Here is a 19,564-nt window from a genome sequence, read left to right as displayed (position 1 = left end):
TGCAGGACAAGCCTCCCACCGGATCCCGACCCTCCCAGTGCCGGTGGGCGGTGGGCGTGCATCATCCGACCCGCCACCCGAAGGAGTGAACCCCGGAGGGGAGTTGGTGAGCAAGTTCTCGCGGCCGGTGCGACACGCCCGCCTGGCGCGCCGGTTGGACGTCCGTGACGGGCGGTGGCACTATGTGCCGCCACGCGTTCCGGGAGTGCCGAATTCCACCCCAAAATGGGCGCCTGACCTGCGTCACCGCGTCGCAACGGGGCAACTTGCCGGTCTTTTGCGAACACTGTGAAGGGGTCGTGCAGACTGGCCGGATGCGCACGGAACTCGTCTCGGAACCCGGTCAGGCCGACCACCCCAACGAGGACTTCGCGAGCGTCGGGCTTCCGGCCTCGGGGCAGGGGGGTGTGATCGTCGTCCTCGACGGTGTGACACCGCCGTCGAGCGGGACGGGGTGTCTGCATTCCGTGCCCTGGTTCACCGCACGCCTCGGTGGCGCGCTGACCGAACTGACCGTTTCACTCCCGGATGTTCCTCTCACCGAAGCCCTGTCCCGCGCCATCGCGCATACCTCGGCCGCACACGCGGAAACCTGTGATCTTTCTCACCCGCGCACGCCCCAGGCAACCGTGGTCCTGGCCCGCTGGTCCCCGGCGGCGGTCGAGTACCTGGTCCTGTCGGACTCGGCCCTGCTGGTGGAGTCCCCCGACGGCACGGTCACGGGCGTCCTGGACGACCGGCTGGCCCGGCTGCCCCGCTCGGCCCTGGCCACCGACGCACTGGTGGACGCCCGCCTGCGGAACAAGGAGGGCGGCTTCTTCACGGCCGCGGCCGACCCGGCGGTGGCGCGGCGGGCGGTGACGGGCGTGCTGCCGCGCGGCGAGGTGCGGACCCTGGCGGCCCTGACGGACGGGGCCGCGCGCTGGGTGGAGACGTTCGGGGAGGGCGACTGGGCGCAGTGCCTGGCCCTGGTGCGCAAGCAGGGTGCGCGGACCCTGGTGGACCGGGTCCGCGAGCTGGAGCGCGCGGACGCGGCGGGGGCCCGGGCGTTCCTGGGGCGCGGCAAGACGCACGACGACGCGACGGTGGTCTACGCGGAGCTGTGACCCGCCGGATGGCGGGGCTACTTCGCCATGCCCCGGTTCAGTTCGTGCAGCAGCCTGGCCAGTTCCGTGACCTCGCGGGGGTCCCAGCCGGCGAGCCGGCGGGCGTAGCGGGCGCGGCGGGCCTCCCGGACCCGGCCGACGCGGGCCTGGCCCTCCGGCGTGAGGGTGATCAGCCAGGCGCGGCCGTCGGCGGGATCGGGCTCCCGGGCGACGAGGCCGAGGTCCTCCAGGGCGCGCAGCTGGCGGGACATCGTGGCCTTGCCGACGCCGATGTAGGCGGCCAGCTCCGTGGCCCGCTGGCCGCCGCACTCGCCGAGGCGCACGAGCAGGCCGTACGCGGACGATTCGAGGTCGGGGTGGACCTCGCGGGCCATCTCGCCCTGGTTGGCGCGGGCCCGCCGGAGCAGGACGGTCAACTCCCGCTCCAGGGCCAGGACCTCAGGCTGGTTCACACCACTGCCGTCCCCGGCGGGGCCGGCCCCGCGACCGCCGCCGTTCCCGTCTTCGTGCACGTCAGCCCCTGCCTAGAATTTCCCGTTGCTGAAAGTTTCCGCCACGGTGCGCCGTCTCCGCAGCTCGGCAAGTATTTCGCAGGCGTAGACCAACGGCGGCTTCCGGTCCCTCTTCCACCCGCCGTTCTACGTGCGTAGCGTCGTAGCCCGGGACCAGGGTGGCATGCTCACGCCACCCCCGTCCTCTCCTCCCCCCGCGCACCCCCACCGAGCACCACCGACCCAGCGGAGGCACGCCATGCCCGTGCACAGATCCGGATCGGCCCCCAGGCGGCGCCCAGCCGTCACCGGGATCCTGCTCGCCGCCCTCTCCCTGCTGTTCACCCTCCCGGCGCACTCCGCGTCGGCCGCCGACGTCCCGCCCCGCGGCTCCGCCCACATGGGCATGGGCGTCGTGGAGCACGACGGGCGGCACGGCACCCCCGTGCCCGGCGACGCCACCCAGACGGAGGGCGTCGACGTCTCCAGCCACCAGGGCAACGTCGCCTGGTCGACCCTGTGGAACAGCGGGGTCAGGTGGTCCTACGTCAAGGCCACCGAGGGGACGTACTACACCAACCCCTACTTCGCCCAGCAGTACAACGGCTCGTACAACGTCGGCATGATCCGCGGCGCGTACCACTTCGCGACCCCGGACACGACCAGCGGCGCCGCCCAGGCCAACTACTTCGTCGACCACGGCGGCGGCTGGTCCCGCGACGGCCGGACGCTGCCGGGCGCGCTGGACATCGAGTGGAACCCGTACGGGGCCGCCTGCTACGGCAGGACGCAGAGCCAGATGGTCACCTGGATCCGCGACTTCCTGAACACCTACAAGGCCCGCACCGGCCGCGACGCCGTGATCTACACGGCCACCAGCTGGTGGACCCAGTGCACCGGCAACTACGGCGGCTTCGCCGTGAACAACCCGCTGTGGATCGCCCGGTACGCCTCGACGGTGGGCACCCTGCCGGCCGGCTGGGGGTACTACACGATGTGGCAGTACACCTCGTCCGGGCCGACGGTCGGGGACCACAACCGGTTCAACGGCGCCCTGGACCGGGTCCAGGCGCTCGCCAACGGCTGACCGCGCGCGAGGGCGGGGCCCCGGACAGGGGTCCCGCCCTCGCGGCCGCGGTTCCGTCAGGCCGCGACCGGGACCTCGGACCGCGCGCCGTTCGTCGCCGGTGCGAGGGCCAGTTCCAGGACCTGGCGCACGTCGGTGACGGCGTGCACGTCGAGCTTGTCCAGCACCTCCGCCGGGACGTCGTCCAGGTCGGGCTCGTTGCGCTTGGGGATGATCACGGTGGTGACGCCCGCCCGGTGCGCCGCGAGCAGCTTCTGCTTGACCCCGCCGATCGGCAGCACGCGGCCGGTCAGCGACACCTCGCCGGTCATCGCCACGTCCGTGCGGACCAGCCGCCCGGAGAGCAGCGAGGCCAGCGCCGTGGTCATCGTGATGCCGGCGCTCGGGCCGTCCTTGGGGACCGCGCCCGCCGGGAAGTGGATGTGCACGCCCCGGTCCTTCAGGTCGGCCACCGGCAGCTCCAGCTCGGCGCCGTGGCTGCGCAGGAAGCTCAGCGCGATCTGCGCGCTCTCCTTCATCACGTCGCCCAGCTGACCGGTCAGGGTCAGCCCCGCCGCGCCCGTCTCCGGGTCGGCCAGCGACGCCTCCACGTACAGGACGTCGCCGCCCGCGCCGGTGACCGCGAGGCCGGTGGCCACGCCCGGCACCGAGGTGCGCCGCTCCGCCGGCTCCTGGGCGGACTCCGGCACGTGGTGCGGCCGGCCGATCAGGGCCCGCAGGTCGGCGTCGGTGACGGTGAACGGCAGCTCCCGCTCGCCCAGCTCGTGCTGGGCCGCCACCTTGCGCAGCAGCCGGGCGATCGACCGCTCCAGGGTGCGCACGCCCGCCTCGCGGGTGTACTCGCCGGCCAGCTTGCGCAGCGCGCCCTCGTCGACCGCGACCTCGTCCCCGTCGAGCCCGGCCCGCTCCAGCTGGCGCGGGAGCAGGTGGTCGCGGGCGATGACGACCTTCTCGTCCTCGGTGTAGCCGTCGAGGCGGACCAGCTCCATGCGGTCGAGCAGCGCCTCCGGGATGGCCTCCAGGACGTTGGCCGTCGCGAGGAACACGACGTCGGACAGGTCCAGCTCGACCTCCAGGTAGTGGTCCCGGAAGGTGTGGTTCTGCGCCGGGTCGAGGACCTCCAGGAGGGCGGCGGCCGGGTCGCCCCGGAAGTCCGAGCCCACCTTGTCGATCTCGTCGAGGAGCACGACCGGGTTCATCGACCCGGCCTCCTTGACCGCCCGCACGATCCGGCCGGGCAGCGCACCGACGTACGTGCGGCGGTGGCCGCGGATCTCGGCCTCGTCGCGGACGCCGCCGAGGGCGACGCGGACGAACTTGCGGCCCATCGCGTGCGCGACGGACTCGCCGAGGGACGTCTTGCCGACGCCGGGCGGGCCGACGAGGGCCAGGACGGCACCACCACGCCGGCCGCCCACGACGCCCAGGCCCCGGTCGCCGCGCCGCTTGCGCACCGCCAGGTACTCGGTGATGCGGTCCTTGACGTCGTCCAGCCCCGCGTGCTCGGCGTCCAGCACGCCGCGGGCGCCCTGGATGTCGTAGGCGTCCTCGGTGCGCTCGTTCCACGGCATCTCCAGGACCGTGTCGAGCCAGGTACGGATCCAGGAGCCCTCCGGGGACTGGTCGGAGGAGCGCTCCAGCTTGTCGACCTCCTTGAGGGCCGCCTCGCGGACCTTCTCGGGCAGGTCGGCGGCCTCGACCCGGGCGCGGTAGTCGTCGGACTCCTCGGCGGGGTCCTTGCCGTCGCCGTTCAGCTCCCGCAGCTCCTTGCGCACGGCCTCGAGCTGGCGGCGCAGCAGGAACTCCCGCTGCTGCTTGTCGACGCCCTCCTGGACGTCCTTGGCGATGGTCTCGGCGACGTCCTGCTCGGCGAGGTGGTCGCGCAGCTGCTGGGTGGCGAGCCTGAGGCGGGCGACCGGGTCGGTGGTCTCCAGCAGCTCGACCTTCTGCTCGGTGGTGAGGAAGGGCGAGTAGCCGGAGTTGTCGGCGAGCGCGGACACGTCGTCGATGGCCTGGACCCGGTCCACGACCTGCCAGGCGCCGCGCTTGCGCAGCCAGGCGGTGGCGAGGGCCTTGTACTCCTTCGCCAGTTCGGCGACCTGGCCCGGCAGCGGGTCGGGCACGGTCTCGTCGACGCGCGTCCCCTCCACCCACAGCGCGGCGCCGGGCCCGGTGGTGCCGGCGCCGATCCGCACCCGGCTCCGGCCGCGGACCAGCGCGCCCGGGTCGCCGTCGGCGAGCCGGCCGACCTGCTCGACCGTGCCGAGGACACCGGTCTTCGCGTAGGTGCCGTCGACGCGGGGGACGAGCAGGACACGGGGCTTGCCGGGTTCGGACCTGGCGGCGGCCTGGGCGGCCTCCACCGCGGCCCGCACCTCGGCGTCGCTCAGGTCCAGGGGGACGACCATGCCGGGCAGGACCACTTCGTCGTCGAGCGGCAGCACGGGCAGGGTGAGCGGTGTGAAGGCGGCGGACTCAGCAGCCATGATCTCCCCTTCGGCAGTCAAGTTGAGTTACATCGACTCAATGAAAGGGAGTCCCGCATTGTTCCCCGAGGCGTGTTCGCTCTGAGCGATCAAGCCGCGGAGCCGGTCGGGCGGCCGGGCGGAGCCGGTCGGTGCGTCCGGGGCGGGGACCGTCGGGCGTCCGGTCCGGGCCCGGCCGGACACGCGGCCCGCCCGAGTGAGAGCAAGGCGGGGACCCGCGGCATTCCTCCCTGCCAGGATGGGCCGATGCCCCTCACTTCCCACGATCCCCACGACCTCCCCGAAGTGCTGGACCGTCGCGAGGGCCCGCACGGCGAGGTGGTCCTGCGCCGGCACGGCACGCTGCTCCAGATCATCGCGAACGGCTGCTTCCTCATGGACACCTCCGACGGACGCTCCGAGCGGCGGCTGGTCGACGCGGCGGCCGACGCGCTCACCGCCTCCGGCGGGCGGTCCGCGCCGCACCTGCTCATCGGCGGCCTCGGCGTCGGCTTCTCGCTCGCACACGCGGCGGCCGACCCGCGCTGGGGCCGTATCGCGGTCGTCGAACGGGAGCGCGCCGTCATCGACTGGCACCGCGGCGGACCGCTGGCCGGGATGTCCGCCGAGGCGCTCGCCGACCCCCGCACGGAGATCGTCGAGGCGGATCTGATCGATCACGTCAATGAGACTTCCGCCACGTACGACGCGCTGTGCCTGGACATCGACAACGGCCCCGACTGGACCGTCACCGAGGGCAACGGCGGGCTCTACTCGGGGGCCGGACTGGCGGGATGCGCACGGGTGTTGAGACCCGGCGGGGTGCTTGCCGTGTGGTCCGCGCAGCCCTCTCCGGAATTCGAAGAAACCTTGCGTAATGCCGGGTTCCAGCAGGTGCGTACCGAAGAGATCCCCGTTGCCCGGGGCGTTCCGGACGTCGTCCACCTCGGCGTCGGGCCTGGATAGCAAAGGCGCGGTGACTCCCCGTACGCTGCTGACCTGACGCGGTCATTCAAGCGTCAATCGCAGTCATGCGCAGACGAGGGATCACCCCACTGATTCCGGTAAGCACACCTCAGGGGCGGGCGATGGAGCAGACACAGACCTCCCACAACGGCACGGCGACGGCCACCCAGGGCGCACAGCGCCGGGTGCTGGTGGTCGAGGACGACCAGACGATCGTGGACGCCATCGCGACCCGCCTGCGCGCCGAGGGCTTCCTGGTGCAGACGGCGGGCGACGGTCCGGCCGCCGTCGACACGGCCGAGGCGTGGCAGCCCGACCTGCTGATCCTCGACATCATGCTGCCCGGCTTCGACGGCCTGGAGGTCTGCCGTCGCGTGCAGGCCTCCCGCCCGGTGCCGGTGCTCATGCTCACCGCGCGCGACGACGAGACGGACATGCTGGTCGGGCTCGGCGTCGGCGCCGACGACTACATGACCAAGCCGTTCTCGATGCGCGAGCTGGCCGCGCGCGTGCACGTGCTGCTGCGCCGGGTGGAGCGGGCGGTCGTGGCCGCCTCCACGCCGCGCAGCGGCATCCTGCGCCTCGGCGAACTGGAGATCGACCACGCGCAGCGCCGGGTGCGGGTGCGCAGCGAGGACGTCCACCTCACCCCCACCGAGTTCGACCTGCTGGTGTGCCTCGCGAACACCCCGCGCGCGGTGCTCTCCCGCGAGCAGCTGCTGGCCGAGGTGTGGGACTGGGCGGACGCCTCCGGCACCCGGACCGTGGACAGCCACATCAAGGCCCTGCGCCGCAAGATCGGCGCCGAGCGCATCCGCACGGTGCACGGCGTGGGCTACGCGCTGGAGACGCCGACGCCATGAGCCGGGGACGGGAGGCCGCACGGAGGAGCCCCGGCCCCCGGACCACCGGGGATCCCTGGGGCGGTGTTCGCCCGTTCTCGATCAAGACCAAGCTGGGCGCGCTGGTCGTCACGTCGGTGCTGATCACCACGGGCCTTTCCGTGATCGCGGTGCACACCAAGACGGAGCTGCGCTTCATCACGGTCTTCTCGATGATCGCCACCCTGCTGATCACGCAGTTCGTGGCGCACTCGCTCACCGCCCCGCTGGACGAGATGAACGCCGTGGCCCGGTCGATCTCGCACGGCGACTACACGCGCCGGGTGCGCGAGAACCGCCGCGACGAGCTGGGCGACCTGGCCGTCACGATCAACCGCATGGCCGACGACCTGGAGGCCCAGGACCGGCAGCGCAAGGAGCTGGTGGCGAACGTCTCGCACGAGCTGCGCACTCCGATCGCGGGGCTGCGCGCGGTGCTGGAGAACATCGTCGACGGGGTGACCGAGGCCGACCCGGAGACCATGCGCACGGCCCTCGGGCAGACGGAGCGGCTCGGCCGGCTGGTGGAGACGCTGCTGGACCTCTCCCGCCTGGACAACGGCGTCATACCGCTGCGCCAGAGGCGTTTCGAGGTCTGGCCGTACCTCTCCGGCGTGCTCAAGGAGGCCAACATGGTCGCCTCGGCGCGCGCGGGCATCGCCTCGGGCTCGGGCAGCCACACCCGCACCGACGTCCACCTGGCGCTCGACGTCTTCCCGTCGGACCTGACCGCGCACGCCGACCCCGAGCGCATCCACCAGGTCGTCGCCAACCTCATCGACAACGCGGTCAAGCACAGCCCTCCGCACGGCCGGGTGACGGTCAAGGCGCGGCGCGGGGACCTGCCCGAATCGCTGGAGCTCGAGGTCCTCGACGAGGGCCCCGGCATTCCGCGCTCGGAGTGGCGCCGGGTCTTCGAGCGGTTCAACCGGGGTTCGGTCTCCCGGCCGCACGGTCCGGGCAGCGACGGCGGCACCGGGCTCGGCCTGGCGATCGCCCGCTGGGCGGTGGATCTGCACGGCGGCCGGATCGGTGTGGCCGAATCCGAGCGGGGATGCCGGATTCTCATCACTCTTCCGGGCCTGCCCTCGTTGCCGAGTTGACGTAGGGTTCGAAGCGGAGCGCCAAGATCCACGGGCATCCGCGCCGACGGACACGTGTGATCAGGCACAGGCCCGCGTCGTCCCGGCGCCGGGCCCGGGTCTCCCCTTCCCTCACGCATCAGAACCTCGCTTGTTTCCCGCCATTTCCAGCGCCGAAACGCGGTCTGCAATGTGACTTACGCGACGATGAACGGGCCCGGTCTGACCTTCCGGGTCAGGGAGGCGTAGCCTTGATTCCCGCTGTCCACCATCTTGTGAAGCGGAAGAGGGCGGTTCTCGCCGTGTCGCCACAGTCCCCCAGTAACTCGAGCATCTCGACCGACACCGACCAAGCCGGAAACGCGGGCAAGAACCCCGCTGCCGCGTTCGGTGCCAATGAGTGGCTCGTCGACGAGATTTATCAGCAGTACCTCCAGGACCCGAATTCCGTGGACCGAGCCTGGTGGGACTTCTTCGCCGACTACAAGCCCGGAGCCGCCGCGGCCCAGCCGGCCGCCGGCACCGCGAACGAGAGCGCGGGCGCGCCCCAGGCCGCCCCCGCGCCCCCCGCGCAGGCTCCCGCCCCGGCCAAGGCCCAGGCCCCCGCCCCGGCGGCTCAGCCGGCCCCCGCCGCGAAGCCGGCGGCGCAGCCCGCCGCCGCTCCGGCGGCCCCGGCCGCCAAGCCCGCGCAGGCCCAGCCCGCCGCCAAGCCCGCGGCGAAGGCGGCCGCCCCCACGAAGGACGCCGCAGCGAGCCCCGAGGGCCCCGAGACGGTGACGCTGCGCGGCCCGGCCGCCGCGGTCGCGAAGAACATGAACGCGTCGCTGGAGCTGCCCACGGCCACGTCCGTGCGCGCGGTCCCGGTGAAGCTGCTCTTCGACAACCGCATCGTCATCAACAACCACCTCAAGCGCGCCCGGGGCGGGAAGATCTCCTTCACGCACCTGATCGGCTACGCGATGGTGCAGGCCATCAAGGCCATGCCGGCGATGAACCACTCGTTCGGCGAGAAGGACGGCAAGCCGACCCTCGTCAAGCCGGCCCACGTCAACCTCGGTCTCGCCATCGACCTGGTCAAGCCCAACGGCGACCGCCAGCTCGTCGTCGCGGCGATCAAGAAGGCCGAGACGCTGAACTTCTTCGAGTTCTGGCAGGCCTACGAGGACATCGTCCGCCGCGCCCGCGACGGCAAGCTGACGATGGACGACTTCTCCGGCGTCACGGTCTCGCTGACCAACCCGGGCGGCCTCGGCACCGTCCACTCGGTGCCGCGCCTGATGCCCGGCCAGTCGGTCATCATGGGCGTCGGCTCCATGGACTACCCGGCGGAGTTCCAGGGCACCTCCCAGGACACCCTGAACAAGCTCGGCATCTCCAAGGTCATGACGCTCACGTCGACCTACGACCACCGGGTCATCCAGGGCGCCGCCTCCGGCGAGTTCCTGCGCCAGGTCGCCAACCTGCTCCTCGGCGAGAACGGCTTCTACGACGAGATCTTCGAGGCGCTGCGCATCCCCTACGAGCCGGTCCGCTGGCTCAAGGACATCGACGCCTCGCACGACGACGACGTCACCAAGGCCGCCCGCGTCTTCGAGCTGATCCACTCCTACCGGGTCCGCGGCCACGTCATGGCCGACACCGACCCGCTGGAGTACCAGCAGCGCAAGCACCCCGACCTGGACATCACCGAGCACGGGCTCACGCTGTGGGACCTGGAGCGCGAGTTCGCGGTCGGCGGCTTCGCCGGCAAGTCCCTGATGAAGCTGCGCGACATCCTCGGCGTGCTGCGCGACTCGTACTGCCGCACCACCGGCGTCGAGTTCATGCACATCCAGGACCCGAAGCAGCGCAAGTGGATCCAGGACCGCATCGAGCGCTCGCACACCAAGCCGGAGCGCGAGGAGCAGCTGCGCATCCTGCGCCGGCTGAACGCGGCGGAGGCCTTCGAGACCTTCCTGCAGACCAAGTACGTCGGCCAGAAGCGCTTCTCCCTGGAGGGCGGCGAGTCCGTCATCCCGCTGCTGGACGCGGTCATCGACTCGGCGGCCGAGTCCCGCCTGGACGAGGTCGTCATCGGCATGGCCCACCGCGGCCGGCTGAACGTGCTGGCCAACGTGGTCGGCAAGTCGTACGCGCAGATCTTCCGCGAGTTCGAGGGCAACCTCGACCCGAAGTCGATGCACGGCTCGGGCGACGTGAAGTACCACCTGGGCGCCGAGGGCACCTTCACCGGGCTGGACGGCGAGCAGATCAACGTCTCGCTGGTCGCGAACCCCTCGCACCTGGAGGCGGTGGACCCGGTCCTGGAGGGCGTCGCGCGCGCCAAGCAGGACATCATCAACAAGGGCGGCACGGACTTCACCGTCCTGCCGGTGGCGATCCACGGCGACGCGGCCTTCGCGGGCCAGGGCGTGGTGGCCGAGACCCTGAACATGTCGCAGCTGCGCGGCTACCGCACCGGCGGCACGGTCCACGTCGTCATCAACAACCAGGTCGGCTTCACCGCCGCCCCGGAGTCCTCGCGCTCCTCGATGTACGCCACCGACGTGGCCCGCATGATCGAGGCACCGATCTTCCACGTGAACGGCGACGACCCGGAGGCCGTGGTCCGCGTCGCGCGGCTGGCCTTCGAGTTCCGTCAGGCGTTCAACAAGGACGTGGTGATCGACCTCATCTGCTACCGCCGCCGCGGTCACAACGAGTCGGACAACCCGGCCTTCACCCAGCCGCTGATGTACGACCTGATCGACAAGAAGCGCTCGGTGCGCAAGCTGTACACCGAGTCCCTCATCGGTCGCGGCGACATCACCCTGGAAGAGGCCGAGCAGGCGCTCCAGGACTACCAGGGGCAGCTGGAGAAGGTCTTCACCGAGGTCCGCGAGGCCGTCTCGCAGCCCTCCTCCGTGGAGCCCTCGGACCCGCAGGCCGAGTTCCCGGTCGCCGTGAACACCGCGGTCAGCGCCGAGACGGTCAAGCGGATCGCCGAGTCCCAGGTCAACATCCCCGACCACGTCACCATCCACCCGCGCCTGCTGCCGCAGCTGCAGCGCCGCGCGGCCATGGTCGAGGACGGCACGATCGACTGGGGCATGGGCGAGACCCTCGCCGTCGGCTCCCTCCTCCTGGAGGGCGTGCCGGTCCGCCTCACCGGCCAGGACTCGCAGCGCGGCACCTTCGGCCAGCGCCACGCGGTCGTCATCGACCGGGAGACGGGCGACGAGTTCACGCCGCTGCTGTACCTCTCCGAGGACCAGGCCCGGTACAACGTCTACAACTCGCTGCTCTCCGAGTACGCGGTGATGGGCTTCGAGTACGGCTACTCGCTGGCCCGCCCCGACGCGCTGGTGATGTGGGAGGCGCAGTTCGGCGACTTCGTCAACGGCGCGCAGACGGTCGTGGACGAGTTCATCTCGTCGGCCGAGCAGAAGTGGAACCAGACGAGCGGCGTGACGCTCCTGCTCCCGCACGGCTACGAGGGCCAGGGCCCGGACCACTCCTCGGCCCGCCCGGAGCGCTTCCTGCAGCTCTGCGCGCAGAACAACATGACGGTCGCGATGCCGACCCTGCCGTCGAACTACTTCCACCTCCTGCGGTGGCAGGTGCACAACCCGCACCACAAGCCGCTGGTCGTCTTCACCCCGAAGTCGATGCTGCGCCTGAAGGCCGCGGCCTCGAAGGCGGAGGAGTTCACGACGGGCCAGTTCCGCCCGGTCATCGGCGACGACTCGGTCGAGGCGGCCGCGGTCAAGAAGGTCGTCTTCTGTGCGGGCAAGGTCTACTACGACCTGGAGGCCGAGCGGCAGAAGCGCGGTGTCACGGACACGGCCATCATCCGCATCGAGCGCCTGTACCCGCTGCCGGGTGCCGAGCTCCAGGCGGAGATCGCCAAGTACCCGAACGCCGAGAAGTACCTGTGGGTCCAGGAGGAGCCGGCGAACCAGGGTGCCTGGCCGTTCATCGCGCTCAACCTGATCGACCACCTGGACCTGGCGGTCGGCGCCGACGTCCCGCACGGCGAGCGCCTGCGCCGCATCTCGCGGCCGCACGGCTCGTCCCCGGCCGTGGGTTCCGCGAAGCGGCACCAGGCCGAGCAGGAGCAGCTGGTGCGCGAGGTGTTCGAGGCCTGATCCCCGAACGGGCCTGACGTGCCCTGACGGCGGTCCCCGAGGGCCCGGTCCGCGTTCCGAGGAACGCGGACCGGGCCCTTCGGCGTGCCGGGCACCGCCTATCCTGGGACCAGCGGTTCCGAGGGAGCCGCCCCTGTTCGACCCGGCCGGTCCGGCCGGCCCATCCGACGGAGAACACGTTGTACTTCACCGACCGCGGCATCGAGGAACTGGCGAAGCGGCGCGGCGAGGAGGAGGTCACCTTCGAGTGGCTCGCCGAGCAGCTGCGGACCTTCGTCGACCTGAACCCGGACTTCGAGGTGCCCGTGGAGCGGCTGGCGACGTGGCTGGCGCGGCTGGACGACGAGGACGACGAGGACGCGTAACCAGCCGGCTCCGCCCACCCCCGCCCCACGGCGCCCTGCCCGCCCCGGCGGACGGAACGGCTCACCCGCCGCGGTCCGTCAGGGGCGTCGTGAGAGGCCGTACGCCGTTCCCAGGGCGCCGTGGGCCATCAGCAGTGCCCCCGCCGCCGTCCAGCCGCCGCTGCGACGCCGGAGGCCCCAGGCGGCCAGCGGCAGGCCCGCCGCCATCTGCGTCAGGGCCAGGGCGCGCGCACCCGGGCCGCCCACCCAGGGCATCCACGGCGCGAGGGGGGTCTCGTCGGCGGTGGGGCGCCACCCGGGAGCCTCGGTGCGCCGGGCTCCGGGCAGGTCGCGGACGACCGCACCGAGGCGGTCCGCGCTCGCACCGGGGTCGAGGCCGGCGGGCAGGGCGAGCCCCGCGCGCGTGAGGACCGCGAGCAGTCCGTGCAGCCTGCTCCGGGCGTCGGCCCCGGAATCGGTCCGGGTCAGCCCTTCCAGCGACTCGAGGTCCAGGACCGGGTCCAGGCCGAGACGGGCCGCGAAGGTGCGCATCGCCTCGTCCTCGCCCACCGGGGTGCCGTCCGCGAGCCACTCGTAGCCGACGGGCCGACGAAATCCCGACGCGAGCGCGTAACCGGCCCGGTCGGCGTCCCACCACAGGGCGAGTACGGGCCACGGGGCGCCCACGGCGAGCGCGGTGGCCCAGCCGGTGAGCACGCGGTCGACGGGTTCGCCGCCGTGCCGCCATGGCCCGCCCTCCGGAACGAGCACGCTCCATTCCGCACCGGCGCGGGCCAGCGGCATGCGTTCGCCCAGCAGCGGGGCGACGGCGGCCACGGGGCCCGGCTCGGCGCGGCACAGCAACAGGGCACCGGCGGCGGCCGCGGCGGCCCCGGGCTCGTGCGTCGACATGGTCACAAGGTAGGGCAATGCCTCCCTCCCGGCCGTTCGGAGATCACCGGAACGGACGCCTTGACTTTGAGCGTCCGCGATATATCGTGATTGGCAGGACGCGATATGGCGCGTTCGGTCGAGGAGGTCTGCCGCATGTCCGAGTGGTCCGTCGCGGAGCCCAGGAAGCTCACCTTCGACGAGTCCGTGAGCGAGCTCCACGTACGCCTCGTCCACGGAACGGTCAACGTGGTGGGTACGGACGAGGGTTCCGCCCGCCTGGAGGTGTCCGAGATCGAGGGCCCGCCCCTGATCGTGACCCACCAGGACGGCGTGCTCACGGTGGCCTATGACGATCTGCCCTGGAAGGGCTTCCTCAAGTGGCTCGATAGCAAGGGCTGGCAGCGCAGCGCGGTGGTCTCCCTGGCGGTGCCGACCGGCACCCGCGTGGAGGTGGGCGTGGTCAGCGCGACGGCCGTCGTCTCGGGGCTCGACGGACGGGCCCGGGTGAAGGGCGTCTCCGGGGACACCACGCTGGTGGGCCTCGCCGGCCCGGTCCGCGCGGACACCGTCTCCGGGAGCGTGGAGGCGCAGGCCCTCACCGGCGACCTGTGCTTCCACTCGGTCTCCGGTGATCTGACGGTGGTCGAGGCCGGTTCCTCCGTCCGGGCCGACTCGGTCAGCGGCTCGATGATCGTCGACCTGGACACCACGGGCTCGCCCACCGCCATCGAGCTGACCAGCGTCTCGGGCGAGATCGCCATCCGGCTGCCGCAGCCGGCCGACGCGCGGGTCGAGGCGAACACGGCCAGCGGGACGGTCTCCAGCGCCTTCGAGGACCTGCGAGTGGGCGGGCAGTGGGGCACCAAGCGCATCACCGGGCGGCTCGGCGCGGGCAACGGCCGGCTGCAGGCCACCACCGTCTCCGGCGCGATCGCGCTGCTGCGCCGCCCGACACCGGAGGACACCCCGTGGGACGGGGGGCCTGAGGACACCGCCCCCGTGGGCGACCCTCAGGACGACCCGGGGGACAATTCCGCTTCCGGCCGGGACCACGGCGCCCCCGGCGCCCCGGCCGACGGCACGACCGACAAGAAGGTGCTCTGACATGCCCCCCGTCTTCGCCCACGGCCGCCTCCGCCTCTACCTCCTCAAGCTCCTGGACGAGGCCCCGCGCCACGGCTACGAGGTGATCCGCCTCCTCGAAGAGCGCTTCCAGGGCCTGTACGCGCCGTCGGCGGGCACGGTCTACCCGCGCCTGGCCAAGCTGGAGGCCGAGGGCCTGGTCACCCACACCACCGAGGGCGGCCGCAAGGTGTACGCCATCACGGACGCCGGCCGCGCCGAGCTGTCCGACCGCGCGGGGGAGCTGGCCGACCTGGAGCTGGAAATCCGCGAGTCGGTCGCCGAGCTGGCCGCCGAGATCCGCGCTGACGTCCGCGGAGCGGCGGGTGACCTGCGCCGGGAGATGCGGGCCGCGGCCGGCGCCGCCCGCCGGGGCGCCCGCTCGGCGACGTCCGACGGCGGCGAGGGCTCCGCCGCCGGTGCCGCGGACGCCGACGAGAACGAGGCCTGGCGCGCGGCCAAGGAGGAGATGCGGCGCGTCAAGCAGGAGTGGAAGGACCAGGCCCGCCGCGCCAAGGACGAGAGCCGCCGCGCCCGCGAGGAGGCCCAGCGGGCCCGGCACCAGGCCAAGGAGGCCCAGGAGCGGGCCCGGGCCCAGGCGCAGGAGGAGGTGCAGCGCATCGCCCAGCGGGTCCAGGAACAGGTGCAGGACCACTTCTCGCGCGGTGACTGGCCGACAGGCCTGCGCGAGGGACTGAGCGAACTGGCCAAGGAGGTCGGCGACTTCGGCAAGGACTTCGGGAAGGACCTCGGCCGGGAGTGGGGCTTCGGCCGCACCGACACCGGGACCACGGCTCACCGGTCCGAGCGCTCGACCCCTCCCGGACAGGCGTCCGCTCCCGAGTACTCCGCCACCCCCGAGGACTTCCCGGCCGACTACACCCCGGCCTGGGCCCACGAGAGCGCCTCGGAGTCCACCGGCGACCCGGCTCGCGACCTGGACCGGCTGCTCGACCGCTTCCGGGACGACATCCGCGACGCGGCCCGCGACCGCGGCGTCACGACCGACCAGCTCCGCGACACCCGCCGGCACCTGTCGACGGCCGCGGCCCACATCGGCGCGATACTGCGGGCACCGAAGCCCTGAGAGTCCGGTACCGGCAGAGGCCCTTCCCCGGGCACGACCGGCCGCCCGGGCACCCACCGCGGGTGCCCGGGCGGCCGCGCCGGACAGCACACCCGTACCTTCAGGCGCACGCCTCCCCGGCGCCAGGTCCCGATCCCAGCACCGCGCTCAGCGACTCGTGGGTCACCCCGTGGTCGGCGAGCACCTCGGCGGCCACACCGGGACGGACGGTGAGGGCGAGGAGGAGGTGCTCGTCGCCGATGTGCCGGTCGTGCCGGGCGAGGGCGACGCGCAGGGACTGTTCCAGCACCTCCTTGGCCCCCTTGCCGAAGGGGCGGTGCCCGGACCACCACCGCCTGCCCTTGCGGTGGCCGGACATCGCGCCGACACCGTGGGTCTCCTCGACCCGGGCGACGATCTCGGAGACGTCGATCCCCAGCCCGGCGAGCGCCTCGGTCTCCGCCCGCGTCAGCCCGGCACGACGCCGCGCCTCGGCCAGGTCCTCCCGTACCGCCTCCCGGCGCTCACCGGCGCCGAGGGCCGCCAGCGCGAAGGAGGCGCGGCTGCCCTCACGATCCAGCAGGGCGAGCAGCAGGTGCTCGGCCTCGACGGTCTGCGCCCGCGTCTCCTCGGCATGCTCGGCCGCCCCCTGCACCACGGCCCGCGCGTCCTTGGTGAACCGCTCGAACATCAATGCCTCCCGTACTTCTTGTGCACGGCCTGCCTGCTGACCCCGAGTTCCGAGGCGATCTCCTGCCACGACCAGCCCTGCTGGCGAGCGGCGCGCACCTGCACCGCCTCCAGTTGCTCCAGGAGCCTGCGCAGGGCCGCGACGGCCCGCAGCCCGACCCGGGGGTCGCGATCACCCGCACGTGCGGCGAGATCCGTAGCTTCACTCATGCTGTCAACGTAGATTGACAACCGGGAACTGTCAACCCACATTGACGAAGGGGAACGGCGGGCCCGGAGAACCGGACCCGCCGTGACACAGAGGTGGCAGGAGGAAAGAGCCGCGGGCTCAGGAGGCCTGGAGCACGAGCTTGCCGAACAGCTCGCCGGACGCCATCCGCTCGAAGCCCTCGCGGGCCCGGTCCATCGGGAGCACGTCGTCGATGACGGGACGTACACCGGTGGCCGCGCAGAAGGAGAGCAGATCCTCCAGCTCGTCCTTGGTGCCCATCGTCGAGCCGACGATCCTGAGCTCGAGGAAGAAGACCCGGGTCAGCTCGGCGTGCGAGGGCCGGTCGCCGCTGGTCGCGCCGGAGATGACCAGCGTGCCGCCCGGCCGCAGCGACTTGACCGAGTGGGACCAGGTGGCGGCGCCCACCGTCTCGATGACGGCGTCGACCCGCTGCGGCAGCCGCGCGCCCGGCTCGACGGCCTCCACGGCGCCCAGCTCCAGGGCCCGCTTGCGCTTGGCCTCGTCCCGGCTGGTGGCGAAGACCCGCAGCCCCGCCGCCTTGCCGAGCACGATCGCGGCCGTGGCGACCCCGCCGCCGGCACCCTGCACCAGCACGGAGTCACCGGGACGCACCCCGGCGTTGGTGAACAGCATCCGGTACGCCGTCAGCCAGGCGGTCGGCAGACAGGCCGCCTCCTCGAAGGAAAGCTCCTTCGGCTTGGGCAGGATGTTCCAGGTGGGCACGGCGACCCGCTCGGCGAACGTCCCCGGGTAGCGCTCGGTGAGGATCGAGCGGGGCTCCCGCGGGCCGACGCCGTGGCCGGTCTGCCCGATCACGGAGTGCAGGACGACCTCGTTGCCGTCCTCGTCGACACCGGCGGCGTCGCAGCCGAGGATCATCGGCAGCCGGTCCTCGGGGAGGCCGACACCGCGCAGGGACCACAGGTCGTGGTGGTTGAGGGAAGCGGCCCTGACATCGACGACGCTCCAGCCGGGGCGGGCCTCGGGGGCCGGGCGCTCCCCCAACTCCAGGCCGGTCAGCGGCTGGTCGCGGTCGATTCGGGCGGCGTAGACAGCGAACATGACCTTGACGATAGGTTCCGCACCGGCCATCCGGAACCGTGGCGCCCTGTGACACACGCCCTCTTGTCAGAGGTGACGGAGAACGGCCGACGGCCCCGCCCGTCGGGGCGGGGCCGTCGGCCCGGGGTGCGTCACGGCGTCACCGGCGCGCGACACCCTCCGCGCGGGCGGCCGCCGCCACCGCCGCCGTGACGGCCGGGGCGACCCGCTCGTCGAACGGGGAGGGGATGACGTAGTCCGCGGCGAGGTCGTCGCCCACCACGGAGGCCAGCGCCTCGGCGGCCGCGAGCTTCATGCCCTCGGTGATCCGCGAGGCCCGCACCTGGAGCGCGCCCGCGAAGATGCCCGGGAACGCCAGCACGTTGTTGATCTGGTTCGGGAAGTCCGAGCGCCCCGTCGCGACGACCGCCGCGTACTTGTGGGCGACCTCCGGGTGCACCTCGGGGTTCGGGTTGGCCATCGCGAAGACGAAGGCGCCCTTCGCCATCGAGGCCACCGCCGGCTCCGGCACCGTACCGCCGGAGACGCCGATGAAGACGTCGGCGCCCGACAGGGCCGCGTCCAGCGTGCCGGACAGCCCGGCCTTGTTGGTGAAGGAGGCCAGCTCCCGCTTGACCGGGGTGAGGTCGTCCCGGTCGGCGGAGACGACGCCCTTGCGGTCGGCGACCGCGACGTCCCCGATACCGGCCTCGACCAGCATCTTGGCGATGGCGACACCGGCCGCGCCGGCGCCCGAGATCACCGCCCGCAGCTCGCCCAGCGTCCGCCCGCTCAGGCGCGCCGCGTTGCGCAGCGCCGCCAGCGTCACGACCGCCGTGCCGTGCTGGTCGTCGTGGAAGATCGGGATGTCGAGGCGCTCCTGGAGCTTGCGCTCGATCTCGAAGCACCGCGGCGCCGAGATGTCCTCCAGGTTCACCCCGCCGAAGGAGGGAGCGAGCCGCACCACCGTCTCGACGATCTCGTCGGCGTCCGTGCAGTCCAGCGCGATCGGGACCGCGTCCACACCGCCGAACTGCTTGAAGAGGATCGCCTTCCCCTCCATCACCGGAAGGGAGGCCTCGGGTCCGATGTCCCCGAGTCCCAGGACGGCCGTACCGTCCGTCACGACCGCCACGACCGACGACTTCCAGGTGTAGTCGTGCACCAGGTCGGGCTGCTCGGCGATCGCGCTGCACACTTTCGCGACGCCGGGCGTGTACGCCAGGGACAGGTCGTCCTTGTCACGGATCGGCACGGTGGCCTGCACGGCCATCTTGCCGCCGCGATGCAGAGCGAACGCCGGGTCGAAGGAGTCGAGGGGCTCCCCCGTCTCCTGTTCCGTACCGGCTTCGCTGTCGCTGCGAGGATTGACGATCTCCGCTGCCACTTTGTCTTACCCCTTAAGAGTTCATGGTTTGAGGGTTTGTCCACTCCTGGTGAGGAATGGGCGGGCACCGCACAGGAAGGTGGCTGTCCGCGCCACATGGGCCCTGCGCGACGGGCGCGCCGCACACGCGCCCTGAGCCCCTGATGAGGGGTGTAAAGAACCTTCTTACCCGACGGACGGCCCCCTCGACGAGTCCGATAAGGGCAAGCTCACATGTCGGACCTCGAACGCCGCATGCCGGTGACATGGCTCATAGCCGGGGATCAGGACAATGTCCCTCGAGCCCTTGACAGGCCTGCACAACCGGCCTTCAACAGCCGCGCACACTGCCGAACCGTGCCCGCATTCAGTGGAATGCCGAAGATTTTCCGGCCGGAAGGCCCGATTCCCGTAAAGGTTCGGACGGGATGTACCGACCTGGTGCGGTTCGGGGGGTGACCCGTTATCCGATTTTGACATGCCGTCCCCCCTGAATGGCCGAGTCCGAATGGCAAGATGCCGTAATCACACAGGGTCGCGACACTCGAAGACGCGTTCACTCGTCGACCCACGGCGCCGGCCGGCCCCCGGGCGGCGCCCAGCC

Annotated in this window: 16 protein-coding genes; 9 read left to right on the top strand and 7 right to left on the bottom strand. The window is 72.1% G+C overall.

Annotation, left to right across the window (positions count from 1 at the left end):
- Positions 1-314 precede the first annotated feature (314 nt).
- Positions 315-1,106, top strand: coding sequence for a protein phosphatase 2C domain-containing protein (locus ACGF5T_RS03370; protein WP_356604511.1), 792 nt, complete (start codon positions 315-317; stop codon positions 1,104-1,106).
- Between the two features lie 17 nt (positions 1,107-1,123).
- Here the strand turns inward: ACGF5T_RS03370 and ACGF5T_RS03365 are convergent, their stop codons facing one another.
- Positions 1,124-1,618: a MarR family transcriptional regulator gene (locus ACGF5T_RS03365; RefSeq protein WP_356604509.1), complete on the bottom strand. Its 495-nt coding sequence runs from the start codon at positions 1,616-1,618 to the stop codon at positions 1,124-1,126.
- 238 nt (positions 1,619-1,856) lie between these two features.
- On the opposite strand from ACGF5T_RS03365, the gene ACGF5T_RS03360 reads away from it, so the two are divergent.
- Positions 1,857-2,684, top strand: coding sequence for a lysozyme (locus ACGF5T_RS03360; RefSeq protein WP_366766136.1), 828 nt, complete (start codon positions 1,857-1,859; stop codon positions 2,682-2,684).
- Between the two features lie 56 nt (positions 2,685-2,740).
- On the opposite strand, the gene lon is transcribed toward ACGF5T_RS03360, so the two are convergent.
- Complete coding sequence (lon, locus tag ACGF5T_RS03355; protein ID WP_356604505.1) at positions 2,741-5,170, bottom strand: endopeptidase La; 2,430 nt, start codon at positions 5,168-5,170, stop codon at positions 2,741-2,743.
- Between the two features lie 246 nt (positions 5,171-5,416).
- On the opposite strand from lon, the gene ACGF5T_RS03350 reads away from it, so the two are divergent.
- The 5 genes from ACGF5T_RS03350 to ACGF5T_RS03330 all read left to right on the top strand — a co-directional run bounded on the left by ACGF5T_RS03350 (position 5,417) and on the right by ACGF5T_RS03330 (position 12,570).
- Positions 5,417-6,115, top strand: coding sequence for a spermidine synthase (locus tag ACGF5T_RS03350; RefSeq protein ID WP_356604503.1), 699 nt, complete (start codon positions 5,417-5,419; stop codon positions 6,113-6,115).
- 122 nt (positions 6,116-6,237) lie between these two features.
- Positions 6,238-6,978 carry a response regulator transcription factor gene (locus ACGF5T_RS03345; RefSeq protein ID WP_053136987.1) on the top strand — a complete coding sequence of 247 codons (741 nt, stop codon included), beginning with the start codon at positions 6,238-6,240 and terminating at the stop codon, positions 6,976-6,978.
- The gene (locus tag ACGF5T_RS03340) at positions 6,975-8,099 is read left to right on the top strand and encodes an ATP-binding protein (protein ID WP_356604499.1); all 1,125 of its coding nucleotides are present in this window, start codon (positions 6,975-6,977) and stop codon (positions 8,097-8,099) included. Before ACGF5T_RS03345 ends, ACGF5T_RS03340 begins: the two co-directional genes overlap by 4 nt.
- A gap of 281 nt (positions 8,100-8,380) precedes the next feature.
- Positions 8,381-12,205, top strand: coding sequence for a multifunctional oxoglutarate decarboxylase/oxoglutarate dehydrogenase thiamine pyrophosphate-binding subunit/dihydrolipoyllysine-residue succinyltransferase subunit (locus ACGF5T_RS03335; RefSeq protein ID WP_356604497.1), 3,825 nt, complete (start codon positions 8,381-8,383; stop codon positions 12,203-12,205).
- A gap of 179 nt (positions 12,206-12,384) precedes the next feature.
- Positions 12,385-12,570 (top strand): DUF6104 family protein, encoded by a 186-nt coding sequence (locus ACGF5T_RS03330; RefSeq protein WP_053136981.1) that lies wholly within the window; start codon positions 12,385-12,387, stop codon positions 12,568-12,570.
- Between the two features lie 78 nt (positions 12,571-12,648).
- Here the strand turns inward: ACGF5T_RS03330 and ACGF5T_RS03325 are convergent, their stop codons facing one another.
- On the bottom strand, positions 12,649-13,461 hold the full coding sequence (locus ACGF5T_RS03325) for a hypothetical protein (RefSeq protein ID WP_366766135.1): 813 nt from the start codon (positions 13,459-13,461) through the stop codon (positions 12,649-12,651).
- A gap of 135 nt (positions 13,462-13,596) precedes the next feature.
- Between ACGF5T_RS03325 and ACGF5T_RS03320 the strand changes: the two genes are divergently transcribed.
- Both ACGF5T_RS03320 and ACGF5T_RS03315 read left to right on the top strand, forming a co-directional pair.
- Positions 13,597-14,547: a DUF4097 family beta strand repeat-containing protein gene (locus ACGF5T_RS03320; protein ID WP_366766134.1), complete on the top strand. Its 951-nt coding sequence runs from the start codon at positions 13,597-13,599 to the stop codon at positions 14,545-14,547.
- A 1-nt stretch (position 14,548) separates the two neighbouring features.
- Complete coding sequence (locus ACGF5T_RS03315) at positions 14,549-15,652, top strand: helix-turn-helix transcriptional regulator (RefSeq protein WP_366766133.1); 1,104 nt, start codon at positions 14,549-14,551, stop codon at positions 15,650-15,652.
- 100 nt (positions 15,653-15,752) lie between these two features.
- Here ACGF5T_RS03315 and ACGF5T_RS03310 read toward each other — a convergent pair whose 3' ends face one another.
- The 4 genes from ACGF5T_RS03310 to ACGF5T_RS03295 all read right to left on the bottom strand — a co-directional run bounded on the left by ACGF5T_RS03310 (position 15,753) and on the right by ACGF5T_RS03295 (position 18,981).
- Positions 15,753-16,322 (bottom strand): Clp protease N-terminal domain-containing protein, encoded by a 570-nt coding sequence (locus ACGF5T_RS03310; protein ID WP_366766132.1) that lies wholly within the window; start codon positions 16,320-16,322, stop codon positions 15,753-15,755.
- Entirely contained in the window at positions 16,322-16,531 is a 210-nt protein-coding gene (locus tag ACGF5T_RS03305) for a helix-turn-helix domain-containing protein (protein WP_356604488.1), read from the bottom strand. Before ACGF5T_RS03305 ends, ACGF5T_RS03310 begins: the two co-directional genes overlap by 1 nt.
- Before the next feature lie 118 nt (positions 16,532-16,649).
- On the bottom strand, positions 16,650-17,615 hold the full coding sequence (locus ACGF5T_RS03300; RefSeq protein WP_356604486.1) for a zinc-binding dehydrogenase: 966 nt from the start codon (positions 17,613-17,615) through the stop codon (positions 16,650-16,652).
- A 139-nt stretch (positions 17,616-17,754) separates the two neighbouring features.
- Complete coding sequence (locus ACGF5T_RS03295) at positions 17,755-18,981, bottom strand: NADP-dependent malic enzyme (protein WP_361017130.1); 1,227 nt, start codon at positions 18,979-18,981, stop codon at positions 17,755-17,757.
- Between the last annotated feature and the right edge of the window lie 583 nt (positions 18,982-19,564).

The organism is Streptomyces sp. NPDC047853 (genome assembly GCF_043204535.1).
GTDB lineage: Bacteria > Actinomycetota > Actinomycetes > Streptomycetales > Streptomycetaceae > Streptomyces.
This window is presented reverse-complemented; position numbering and strand designations above follow the sequence as displayed.

What these genes read in the sequence shown, in the direction of transcription:
- ACGF5T_RS03340 (WP_356604499.1), top strand. Translation starts at nt 6,975, where the DNA reads ATGAGCCGGGGACGGGAGGCCGCACGGAGGAGCCCCGGCCCCCGGACC.
- ACGF5T_RS03350 (WP_356604503.1), top strand. Translation starts at nt 5,417, where the DNA reads ATGCCCCTCACTTCCCACGATCCCCACGACCTCCCCGAAGTGCTGGAC.
- ACGF5T_RS03325 (WP_366766135.1), bottom strand. Translation starts at nt 13,461, where the DNA reads ATGTCGACGCACGAGCCCGGGGCCGCCGCGGCCGCCGCCGGTGCCCTG.
- ACGF5T_RS03360 (WP_366766136.1), top strand. Translation starts at nt 1,857, where the DNA reads ATGCCCGTGCACAGATCCGGATCGGCCCCCAGGCGGCGCCCAGCCGTC.
- ACGF5T_RS03320 (WP_366766134.1), top strand. Translation starts at nt 13,597, where the DNA reads ATGTCCGAGTGGTCCGTCGCGGAGCCCAGGAAGCTCACCTTCGACGAG.
- ACGF5T_RS03370 (WP_356604511.1), top strand. Translation starts at nt 315, where the DNA reads ATGCGCACGGAACTCGTCTCGGAACCCGGTCAGGCCGACCACCCCAAC.
- ACGF5T_RS03315 (WP_366766133.1), top strand. Translation starts at nt 14,549, where the DNA reads ATGCCCCCCGTCTTCGCCCACGGCCGCCTCCGCCTCTACCTCCTCAAG.
- ACGF5T_RS03300 (WP_356604486.1), bottom strand. Translation starts at nt 17,615, where the DNA reads ATGTTCGCTGTCTACGCCGCCCGAATCGACCGCGACCAGCCGCTGACC.
- ACGF5T_RS03310 (WP_366766132.1), bottom strand. Translation starts at nt 16,322, where the DNA reads ATGTTCGAGCGGTTCACCAAGGACGCGCGGGCCGTGGTGCAGGGGGCG.
- ACGF5T_RS03345 (WP_053136987.1), top strand. Translation starts at nt 6,238, where the DNA reads ATGGAGCAGACACAGACCTCCCACAACGGCACGGCGACGGCCACCCAG.
- lon (WP_356604505.1), bottom strand. Translation starts at nt 5,170, where the DNA reads ATGGCTGCTGAGTCCGCCGCCTTCACACCGCTCACCCTGCCCGTGCTG.
- ACGF5T_RS03305 (WP_356604488.1), bottom strand. Translation starts at nt 16,531, where the DNA reads ATGAGTGAAGCTACGGATCTCGCCGCACGTGCGGGTGATCGCGACCCC.